This window comes from Bradyrhizobium sp. (genome assembly GCF_016462955.1).
GTDB lineage: Bacteria > Pseudomonadota > Alphaproteobacteria > Rhizobiales > Xanthobacteraceae > Bradyrhizobium.
On record NZ_JAEMSD010000001.1, the window covers coordinates 36,298 to 45,179 of the forward strand.

An 8,882-nucleotide genomic window follows, 5' to 3' on the forward strand; every position below is an offset into this window, starting at 1 on the left:
CGTTGGTGCTGCGGCCGAGTAAATCAGGCCCGCTTCTGCGCTTTGAGCCAGCAAGACGGAAAGAGCTGCACCGCCGATAAGAGCCTTAACATTCATTGACAATTCGCCATTTAATTTCGATTAAGTTTTTCTTTAAATCGAAAGGTATGTCAATAGTTCATTTTGGACAGCGACGCTCTCGAGAGCCTCGGATTCGAAGCGAGCTCCGTCTCAGGAAACGCGAGCGTCTCCAGATTGAGTCCAGCGTTCTGGGCTCAGCACGAGAATACTGAGACGTCTGCTCAGCAGAGATTTCCGACCCGGCATGTTCCTCGTGTGAAAATGGGCTTTCCCATCTCGTGCCGGGATAGACGCGTAGGAGCGGGCGCGCCGGCCGGCATTGCTTGACCAGATCAGGTCTGCAACGTCCGATTCAAAGCTGTGGCCATTGAGTGGCCACAGCTTTGATTGCTCTCGTCAGGGCGACGTCGTCGTGGGCGTGGTTACGATCGTGCTAGCAGAGCCGTTGATCAGGTTTCTCAGAGTATAGCCCTGCGTGGCCGTCGACATCGGGGCTTGAACGGCCGAGTTCAAACTACGGATGAAGCCCACAAACTTATCGACTTCGACCGAGGCCGAATTCGTGACGTACAGGATGTCCTTGTTACGCATCTCGAACTTCGACGCCATGAAGAAGCTGGAGGGATCCCGGAAATTGATGTTGTAAATGACCGGTACGATCGGCCCGGGATATTGCGCGCAATCGACGCCCATGGCGCTGGCAACTTCGCATGGCTCGCCGCGATAGAGGAAAACTGAGGCCGGATTGGATTGGTTGTCCACCAGACCACCAGCTTTCGATACGGCTTCTGCCAAGGAAAGCCGCCACGCCCCAAACGGAACCTGCTGCTGCCGGCCGAGCGCGCCGAAGGCCAGGAAGGTCTGCGGCTCCCGATACAGGAACAGCGTATCGTTGGGATGCACATAGACGTTATTGGCCGGCTCGTAGATCAGAGCACCAAGCGGAGCAGTCGCGCGGCTGCCGCGACGCTCGAGCATGATCCACATTTCGGACGCGGGGCCTTGGGTACCCCCGGCACGGGCGATATAGTCGAGAACGCGCTCTGGCGTGGCCGTGATCGGCACACGGCCCGGGCGCCCAACCTCACCCACCATCGTGACCAGCGAGGTTTGTTGGTCGATTGTCGAGACGACGACTTGCGGGTCGATCGCGCGGTTCTGGAGCGCTTCCACGATCGCCCGCTGCACCTCTTCCTTGGTTCTTCCCAATGCCTTGATATTGCCAGCGTAGGGGATCGAGATGTTTCCGCTCGTGTCGACAGCTTGGGTTGGAATCGTGATGAAATTGCCCGGGCGCACGCCCGCTTCTGCGGGAATGAAGAGCCCGCCGGTGCTGGCTTCGAAGATGGTCACGGAAACCGTATCGCCAATCCCGAAGCGAAGATCGCTCGGACGCTTCTGCCCGGCGAATCGCGTCAGTCGAGGGGCGGACGACGCCAAGACGGCGACCACTTGCGGTGTGACTTTGACGAAGGCGTGCGGAAGGCTGTCGGGATGAACGTAGGACGCGTCCCTCACCGCGATTTCGGACGGGCCGGAAGCCGGCAGGAGCGCGCATCCGCCTAGAGCCGGAACGAGCAACAAGGTGGCCGCAAATGCCGCTAATCTCAATTTCCCTAATCCCCAATAGGGTCCAATCTGCAGGGATGAATAGCATGCAAACATTGGAAGAAACGGTTAACCTATCTTGCTGACAGGCATGAATTGCTGGTTGTGGCATTTCTGCCACGCCGGTTCTGACGCAGGGCGACGACCGCACGGATGGTATTTCGGCGACTGCTAACAATCGCGACGATTTGCATTTTTGCTGCTTGTCCCGCCGCGCCTCAAATGTTGGTCGCCGATGGCGAATGGACCGAGGCCTTCTCAGGCGTTCGCTACCTCTCCGAGAAAGTGGCAGCCGGGCCGCAAGGAGGAGGTCTCGTTCACTTTGTCCGAATCGACCTCTCGATGCCTGGAATCGAGCTGTTCGTGACTCAGCTGGATCCGGATGCCGTCCAATTCGGTTGGGAGTACCGGCTGGCATATGTATCGAGCGTCGTTCGAGAACAGCACCTTTCGCTGGCCGTCAACGCCAGCCTGTTCACATCGAAATCGCTTGGTCCGCTGCAACTGGCCGGTGATTTGGCGCGAAGCGTGGAGACATTGGTCGCGGAGCATATCGTCAACCACCTCTGGGAACACACCTATCTTCTCGCCTTCGACGACAAGCTGGTCCCCTGGTTTACGCTCTCGAAGCCTCCGCGGGCGGTCGATCTTGCGCGGGCGCGGTGGGCGGTCGGCGGACAGGCGGTCGACCTGCGCGAAGGACGCGTAAGGACCGGGAGCGCCATGCCGGACGCCCGGACCGCCGTGGCACTTGATCAAAGCAGCCGGCACCTGTTCCTTGCCGTCGCCGAGAACATTTCGCCCCGCTTGTTGCTGACCAAATTATCAGAGCGAGGCGGTTGGACGGGTATGATGCTCGATGGCGGCTATTCCAGCACACTGGCGGTGGGGCCTGGCGCCAGGGGGCTTCGAGCTGGCACCATGGTCGGAGGTTGGCGTCCCGTGGCCACCGTTTTGGGAGTTCGCGCACGGCCAGCGAATCCTAAGCCCCACCCCAACTAGCGTCGCTATCGCGAGTGTGACTGCCGGAGCACACTCGGGGTGGAAAAGACTTTGTAACCCGGTGCAAGTAGAAGCTTGTGCTATCCAAGAGAGCCGGCCAGTAGTGCTCGGCGAACCGTTCGTGCATTCGCAAGTCAGGAGGCTCCTGTGAGAAGCGCCATTTGTCTGCTAGCAGTCCTTGCAATTCCCGCCCTGGCCTTCTCCGCCGGATCCGTCGCCGCTGCGGACGCTCCGGTCCCGACCCGATCGGTGGTTCGGGAGTGCGGTGAAAATGGCTGCCGCCATGAGGAACGCGTCTATCTCCGGGTTCGCTACCCCAAGTGCCGGGTTCGCGATGCCTGCTCGCTCTATGGAGCCTACGGGCCGTACGGTGGAGCCCCATATTGGGGTGCATATACCGGATGGGGTCAGTATCAGGTCTGGTAGACGAAACGCGTTGCTAAGCGCCTACGCGTTACGGTTGAAGTTCCCGCTTGGCGCCAACCGGGTGGTGGCCGCCGGCGTCCACCGGCCTCGCTCTAAAGCATGATCCGGAAAAGTGCGAAGCTGCCTTCCGGACGGCGCGATGACGCTTCATCCAATCTCATCTCACATCAGGCTTGGAATCTCGCCAAACGTTCCTTGAACTGTTCGACTCTGATCGGGTTGTCACCATAGAGGCCTTGGGCCTTCTCCTCGACATATTCGAGAAGCTTCTTGCGAACCAGCGCTGGAACCTGCTGATTGCCGAGTATTCGGGCGATCGTGCTGGTCGACAGGCCTGAGTTCTTGTGCTGTCCGCTCAGGATGGACCAAGTCGTGCTCCGGCTGAGCCCGAGGGCTGCCGCCTGCTGATCGAGGCTTTCAAATCCTGCGATCCGAAGAGCTCCCATGATTTCACGAATCTTGGCCCATTGACGTTCGCGCCCTGGACTGCACAGGGGGACATCTCTGGCTGCGGCTAGCGAATAATCGCGCGAGTTCGGCATTCTCAAAATATTCAATTAATTGTTGCGAGAGGCAACTCGGATGAAATTTTTCCGTTACCAGGTAACGTTACCGGAGCGACAATCGAGAAATATGACCTTGGTTCCACGTGCTGACGGGTTCCCTTCAAGGGATATCTGCGCCACCCCGATTTTAAAAGGGTGACACGTCGTTTGTGTGAACTGCGTGGTGTCAGGTTCGAACGATATTCTGTGAGCAAGCTGGATGTCACGACGTGACCCAGCCGTACACCGCTTCGTGACTTTGCGCTGAAGCAAGAAGCGTGGAGATTGCGAGCCTGATTCGGATCATTGTGATCGGGCCTTGCAACCCAATCCAGCCACCTTTGTTGGTTCACCTAGAGGAACATCGCGAGTGTCGCGACAAGTGCAGTCTCCTCGATCATCGGCTGTCGAGTCTGAAACCTCATGATTGAATTTGCGTTGGGTACGATCGTTGGCGCCGCGTCTGGCTACGCAGCGCGGGCTTGGTTGTCCGCACGCCGTCGTCGTGCTGCGCGCGCCGCGCGCATTGCTAAGAGTGCCGGCATTGCGGGGAGCGGCCAGCGTCATTTTGTCCCCTTCAAGTCTGAGGGCGTGCCCAGCAAGACGGATGACGAAGCGAGTTCGATGATCGTCAGGCTCCAGCCTGGCCCCAGCGAGGCGGGACGAGTTCAAGCCAAGGAATTCCGCGCTCGTGGCGACTCAGCGGCTGGCATGTGACGGGCCAGTTTTTTTCTGCTTCGTAATCGCTATTTAATGAGCGGGATTGGCAGGGGATCCTGGTCGATGCATCTCGCGAATCGCTGTCGGTCAGGCGGAAAGCCTCATTGAATGATGAATGAAGGAAGCGTGTGCTCCCGACGGGACGTCGGCGATCTGCTCGCAATCTGCCGGCGAATAAACGCACTCATGCGGTTAATTTGTCCGGGATGGCAAGCATGTATTGCTTTTATCGGCCTGTCGGGAAGGTCCGGCAGATACTATCCATTTGCCTCTGCGCCACCCCTCTTGGCACGCACTTTCCCGGCTCGTTGGGACCGGCGTTACATAGCAGGCTTCTCGCTAACCGCAGCTGAAAGGGATGATGGGCATGATACCGACGCGTTAGCGTTAAGGAGAGCCGACGCGATGCGCCGCTCGCTATTGCGATGTACACTCCGTGAGGTCCATCGCGGCGCGTGACATGAGCAAGATATTCTTCATAAATCGATTTTTCTTCCCCGACCACTCCGCCACCAGCCAAATTCTCAGCGATCTCGCCTGGCACCTGACGGGCAGGGGGCTTGTCGTCCACGTCATTACGAGTGGGCAGGCGTACGACAACCCCGGTGCCCGTCTTCGCTCCGAGGAGGTCATCCACGGCGTGCGCGTGCATCGCGTCGCCTCGACCGGCTTCGGCAGGGCAGGCCTGCTGGGCCGTTTGCTCGACTATCTCTCCTTCTACTGGTCGGCGCTCGCGATGCTCTGGAGGCTAGTCGAAGCCGGGGACGTCGTCGTGGTGAAGACCGACCCTCCACTCCTGTCCGTGCCTGCTGCCCTGGTCGCGAAGGCAAAGCGCGCGTTGCTCGTCAACTGGTTGCAGGACGTCTATCCGGAAGTCGCGATCGAGCTCGGGGTGCCATTTCTGCGCGGCCCGATAGGTTGGCTGATCGCGAAATGTCGCGACCTTTCGTTGCGTTCCGCTGCCGCGAACGTCGTGCTCGGCGAGCGGATGCGGGCGCTGCTCGTGTCCAAGAACGTTCAACCTGAAAGGGTCTATTGCATTCCGAACTGGTGCGACGATTCCGAGATCACCGAGGTGGCGAACTCGGACAATCCTTTGAAATCGGAGTGGAAGCTCGAGGACAAGTTCGTCGTCGGCTATTCCGGCAATCTCGGCCGTGCCCACGATTACCAGACCATGCTTGCGGCCGCCGAGCTGCTGCGTGACCAACCTGAAATTGTCTTCCTGATGATCGGCGGGGGACACCAGGTCAAGGATCTCGCGCGAGAGGTCGAGCTCAGAGGGCTCGCCGGCGCCTTCTGTTTCAAACCGTACCAACCGCGGGAGCAATTAAAGCAATCATTATGCTTGCCGGACGTCCATTGGTTGTCGCTCGAGCCCCGCCTGGAGGGCTTGATCGTTCCGAGCAAGTTCTACGGCATCGCGGCGGCAGCGCGGCCGACCATCGCGGTGGGCGATTTGAAGGGAGAGATTGCGGGACTTGTTCAGCAATACGCGTGTGGAATCGCCATTGCCAAAGGAGACGGGCGCGGAATGGCGGACGCTATTATTTCGCTATATTCAAACGCTGAACAGCGCCGTTTGATGGGGCGGAACGCACGCAAGATGATCGACGAGCACGCCGGGCGCCGACGGTCGCTGGACGCCTGGGAATCGCTGCTGGCTCGCCTCTCTCTTCCGCGTTGACGCCATCGTCTCGTCGGATGGCGTGTCGAGCAGTTATCTCCAGTCCAAGAGCGGAATTTTGCAGTCGCTCTCTATTTAAATAACATATTGAAAATACACAATATTTTTTAAATTTTCAATTTCGAGTCGAGTTTGTCCAAAAAATGGATGTTGACGCAGCGCCACATTAAGGGTTTGTTACCCATGGAAGTAGTAATTTTACGGAGGGCTTTCCACGATGTTTAAGAAGTTTTTGCCTCTCGCTGCAGCGGCAAGTATCGCAATCCTCGCCAGTACAGCAGCCAATGCATCGAGCATTCAAGCGTATTATAGCTTCAATGGCGGTGCGATTACCGCGTTGACCGATGCCGACGGCAACGCAGCAGATCAGAGCTTCTCGTTCTTCGGCGCAATTGCGGGAACGACTTTCAACTTCAACTTGGTGAGTGGCTTTAGTCAGGGCGCAACCCCCGATTTGCTTTTTGCTCAAACGAGCAATACGCACACCGGTACACTCGCTGACACGATCAAGATTTATCTGGTTGCTACGGGGCTGACCCCCGGCGGGAGCCAGACGTTCACGAGTCAACTTTCATCCAACTTTTTCAATCCGGTCGGGCAGTCTCTGACTGAACGTACTTATCTTGGCAGTCCCTTTGCGCCGGGCACACTCCTTGCCTCGGAGACTTTGGGCTCGCTAGCCGTCGTTTCGGAAACACAGAACGCGTCACCTGGCGATCTGTACTCCCTCACGGCCGAGTTCGAGATTACGAGCTCGGTAAATGGCGGAAATTCGGGCGGTCAGATCAATGTCAGCGCCGTTCCGGGTCCGATCGTCGGCGCCGGTCTGCCCGGTCTGATCGCGGCTTGCGGTGGTCTTCTCGCCCTCGCCCGCCGTCGGCGGAAGCAAGCCATCTAATACAGACTGCTTTAAAGTCTGGAAGCCCTTCAAGGCCGCGGAGCGAAAGCTTCGCGGCCTTTGTTTTATCGTACATGCTTCGTCACCTCAGCACGCGTGAACGACTCGGGCTTGGCCGCGGCACGCGCGGCGAACGCTGTCAGCGATTGTCGGGAGCCGCCAAGGGGGGCGGTCAGCATTGTCCTGCTTAAATCCGCATGCAGGATCGACCGCTCAACGGCGCGGTAAATCCCCGCGGCCGAGCGACGTCACCTTGGCAATTGAATGGATTCAAATCGCTGGCCTGTAACGTCAGGCCGCCTGCCGCCCGAATGAGTTCGGGCGGGATAGATAAACGAGCGCGCGAAGGGTCTACGCCGACCGATCCGGCGCCGAGGTCCCTTGCGCCCGCCGCCGGCTCGCAATCCAGCCGATCATCAGGCCACCTACGACCATCGAAGGGAGAGCTGGGTTGCCGAGCGGCACGGCAGAGATGTTCTCGGTCGAGATGATGGCTGCGGGAAGGAAGTTATTGGCTGCCAGCCAATTGCCGTTTGGATCTCCAGCTGTGAAGGCAAACGATCCGGTTTGCGCCGCATTGAATTGCCAGCTGTTCAGCGCTCCGAAATCAGCAATCGCAACGAGAAAATAACTGCCGGTGCCGATCGACCAGTTGAGGTTATTCAGCAGAACCGGCTGAGCGCTGTCTGCAGCCAGGCTCGTTTGGTGCAGGAACGACCCGTCCGGAATGCCGGATCCATTGTCTTCCATGATACCGAGGGTGAAAGTCGTAAGGCCTGCTCCCGGCTGGGGGCCGATAAACGCCTCAATGCCGTTGACCTGGGTTGAGGTCGCCGTGAAAAATCTGAGCCCGATTGATTGGGTGTCAGATGAAGATCCCACATTCACAACGCTCCATCCTGGGCCGGCTCCATAGGTAGCTCCGCCAATCGTGTCGAGAAGGACAGTTGCGTGGCTGGCGCTGGTGCCGACCAGAAAAATCGCAGTTGCCGCTGCCAGGATCGTTTTCATTTGCAAAGCGCCTTTGATGAATATTTTCGCGATTGAGACCTTTTCCATCATGATTCATGCCGTGCTGATTCGCCATGAATTAATCGAATTCGCATAAGCGATGCGTCGTCTGACCACAGGGCTTTGCACGTCCAGGTGGCACGCGAGGCCATAGCAAGCACACCTCTCGCCCGAAAGCTGTGCGACGGGGCGCCGCAAAGTGGGCCCTGACGGTGAGCGCGCCACACGTGTCAGAGCGGGATAGACGCCTCAGGCCTGAGAATATACGCTGTTGGCCCATTTAAAGCGTGATGAAATATGAGCGTGACCGGCGTAGGGGCATGATTTTTCCCTTTGGAAAGTTGAGGCGCGAAAATCCAAAGCGCGGGGACGGCGGCGAATATCCGGCTGTTGCAGGACTTGGTCTCAAGGCTCCGAGCAAACGGTCGAACCCGCCGGATCTGCGTTGGCTCATGCAGCAGAAGAGGCGTCAGTTTGCCTCGCCGTATCGTGGGGCTAGCCCGACGATGGAAGATCGCAAGATTGTTTTCGGACGATCACGGGGCGTGATGACACGCGGGCAGATCCGGGAGGAATGGCTCCTCATCGGCGGGGCTATCGCCGTCGTGGCCGTTCTCATCGGTTTCGTTGCCTCGGTCCTCCATTTCGCAGGAGGGCCCCCATGGCCCACTCAACTGGTCATTTCGGTCCAAACCCCGCCGTCCGCTTCGCCATTCGAGGGTGTATTCCTGGCCGGCAATCAGAGTGGGTTGTTCACAATCAATAACCTTTCGGTGGGCTGCAGGGTCATTTCGCTTCGGACGAAACGGTTCAGTCCGACGAATGACCCGACGACTTCGCTGATGTTTCCTTCCCGCGGACCGGCTGCCCTGGTGCGGCCAGCTTCGGCAAATGCTTTCACCTGCCCATTCCATGAGTACATTGC

Annotated in this window: 7 protein-coding genes; 3 read left to right on the forward strand and 4 right to left on the reverse strand. The window is 58.5% G+C overall.

What is annotated here, in order from left to right:
- Window positions 1–456: 456 nt before the first annotated feature.
- Window positions 457–1,671 (reverse strand): polysaccharide biosynthesis/export family protein, encoded by a 1,215-nt coding sequence (locus tag JHD07_RS00170; RefSeq protein ID WP_291617806.1) that lies wholly within the window; start codon window positions 1,669–1,671, stop codon window positions 457–459.
- Window positions 1,672–1,890: 219 nt separating this feature from the next.
- Between JHD07_RS00170 and JHD07_RS00175 the strand changes: the two genes are divergently transcribed.
- Window positions 1,891–2,670, forward strand: coding sequence for a phosphodiester glycosidase family protein (locus tag JHD07_RS00175; RefSeq protein ID WP_291617807.1), 780 nt, complete (start codon window positions 1,891–1,893; stop codon window positions 2,668–2,670).
- 593 nt (window positions 2,671–3,263) lie between these two features.
- On the opposite strand, the gene JHD07_RS00180 is transcribed toward JHD07_RS00175, so the two are convergent.
- A complete protein-coding gene (locus JHD07_RS00180) occupies window positions 3,264–3,638 on the reverse strand; it encodes a hypothetical protein (protein ID WP_291617808.1) in 375 nt (124 codons plus the stop codon).
- 1,183 nt (window positions 3,639–4,821) lie between these two features.
- Here JHD07_RS00180 and JHD07_RS00185 point away from each other — a divergent pair.
- Window positions 4,822–6,048, forward strand: coding sequence for a glycosyltransferase family 4 protein (locus tag JHD07_RS00185; protein WP_291617809.1), 1,227 nt, complete (start codon window positions 4,822–4,824; stop codon window positions 6,046–6,048).
- A 217-nt stretch (window positions 6,049–6,265) separates the two neighbouring features.
- Window positions 6,266–6,946 carry a hypothetical protein gene (locus tag JHD07_RS00190; RefSeq protein ID WP_291617810.1) on the forward strand — a complete coding sequence of 227 codons (681 nt, stop codon included), beginning with the start codon at window positions 6,266–6,268 and terminating at the stop codon, window positions 6,944–6,946.
- Between the two features lie 351 nt (window positions 6,947–7,297).
- Here the strand turns inward: JHD07_RS00190 and JHD07_RS00195 are convergent, their stop codons facing one another.
- Entirely contained in the window at window positions 7,298–8,008 is a 711-nt protein-coding gene (locus tag JHD07_RS00195) for a hypothetical protein (protein ID WP_291617811.1), read from the reverse strand.
- Window positions 8,009–8,696: 688 nt separating this feature from the next.
- Window positions 8,697–8,882, reverse strand: a 186-nt coding sequence (locus JHD07_RS00200) for a hypothetical protein (RefSeq protein ID WP_291617812.1), incomplete at its 5' end; no start/stop codon positions are given.

Bases quoted from the DNA above. Each gene is read 5' to 3' on its own strand.
- JHD07_RS00175 (WP_291617807.1), top strand. From the start codon at position 1,891: ATGTTGGTCGCCGATGGCGAATGGACCGAGGCCTTCTCAGGCGTTCGC.
- JHD07_RS00180 (WP_291617808.1), bottom strand. From the start codon at position 3,638: ATGCCGAACTCGCGCGATTATTCGCTAGCCGCAGCCAGAGATGTCCCC.
- JHD07_RS00185 (WP_291617809.1), top strand. From the start codon at position 4,822: ATGAGCAAGATATTCTTCATAAATCGATTTTTCTTCCCCGACCACTCC.
- JHD07_RS00190 (WP_291617810.1), top strand. From the start codon at position 6,266: ATGTTTAAGAAGTTTTTGCCTCTCGCTGCAGCGGCAAGTATCGCAATC.
- JHD07_RS00195 (WP_291617811.1), bottom strand. From the start codon at position 8,008: ATGATGGAAAAGGTCTCAATCGCGAAAATATTCATCAAAGGCGCTTTG.